Raw genomic sequence first — 1413 nt, forward strand, 5'->3', positions numbered from 1 at the left:
CCGAGCTGGCGCCTGGATGAGACTTACGTCAAGGTGCGGGGCGAGTGGACCTACCTGTATCGGGCGGTCGACAAGCGGGGCGACACGATTGATTTCTACCTGTCGCCGACCCGCAGCGCCAAGGCTGCGAAGCGCTTTCTGGGCAAAGCCCTTCGCGGCTTGAAGGATTGGGAAAAGCCGACGAAACTCAACACCGACAAGGCACCAAGCTACGGCGCCGCAATCGCCGAGTTGAAACGAGAAGGGAAGCTCGCCGAGGAAACCGAACACCGGCAGGTGAAATATCTGAACAACGTGATCGAGGCCGACCATGGCAAGCTCAAGATGCTGATCAAGCCCGTGCGTGGTTTCAAATCGATGCCCACAGCCTACGCCACGATCAAGGGCTTCGAGGTCATGCGGGCCCTACGCAAAGGGCAGGCCCGCCCGTGGTGCCTGCAACCAGGGATCAGGGGAGAGGTGCGTCTTGTCGAGCGCGCTTTCGGAGTGGGACCGTCAGCCCTGATCGAAACCATGGAATTGCTCAACCAACACTTCGCCAGGGCCGCTTGATTGCGATGACGCCGCGGCTCTCACTCGCTCGCAGAAGATCTTTGCAACAGAGCCGTCATTTCTACTTAGCGCTTACAGACATTGTTCCTGCCATTTAGAGAAGTCCCTTTTTCTGCCAAATAGAAATGTCACCGGCCAATAGAGCAGGGGCGGCGCGCAGCCCTTCGAGCATGCGCAGCGGCGCCCCTGCTGGTGCGCTGGTCTGGCAGTGACAGCGCCCGGACCCGCTGCCCGGCAGCGGGCCCGCTCACTGGGTCTCGAGCAGGCGCTGCGCCGCCTCGATCGGCGTGAGCCGGGGAAGGGGAGGACGTCCGCGCTTGCGCTTCACATCGGGCGTTTCCAACCGTTCGGGCACCGCGAACATATGGAACGGCTGCGAGCGTCGGCACGGCTCGTTGTTGTTGCGCTTTCTCGCCGGCAATTGTTCCTGCATCGCCTTGGCCATCGCCAGCGCCGCATCGAGGTGCTCGTTCTCGACAATCGCCGCCTGGTTCACCTGCCGGATCTTGTCGAATATCCGATAAGGCAGCACATGTTCCCCGGAGCGGATCTCGAGCCGGCCATCCGGAAACTCACAAACCTCGACCCATTTGCCGGCCAAGGGCCGGCTGACCGGGCTGGGCTCGAGAATGAACAGCATCTTGTCGTAGTGCAGCGCCAGCGCCTGGCTCACCTTGCACTTCACCCGCCAGACCATCTCGGCGTCGAGATCCTCGTGCGGGGCGAGGGGACGGTGCAGGTCGTGCGGATCGAACGGCGCCTTCGCAAAGCGCTGGTTGTGGCGCGCCATGTACCCGGGCAGAAACGTGTTGGCCTCGGCAATCGAGGAAATGCCCTCCAACCGCATCGCCTTGACCAGGC

General features: G+C 62.3%; 1 protein-coding gene and 1 pseudogene. One reads left to right on the forward strand and one right to left on the reverse strand.

Annotated features, from left to right (window positions below):
• Positions 1–552 (forward strand): IS6 family transposase (locus SPHV1_RS00630; RefSeq protein ID WP_054944217.1); only part of this gene is annotated, 552 nt, incomplete at its 5' end.
• A 247-nt stretch (positions 553–799) separates the two neighbouring features.
• Here SPHV1_RS00630 and SPHV1_RS00635 read toward each other — a convergent pair.
• Positions 800–1413, reverse strand: a pseudogene (locus SPHV1_RS00635) (ISNCY family transposase); the annotation flags it as partial.

Origin of the sequence: Novosphingobium sp. KN65.2 (assembly GCF_001368935.1) — a bacterium.
In the GTDB taxonomy this organism is placed as follows: domain Bacteria; phylum Pseudomonadota; class Alphaproteobacteria; order Sphingomonadales; family Sphingomonadaceae; genus Novosphingobium; species Novosphingobium mathurense.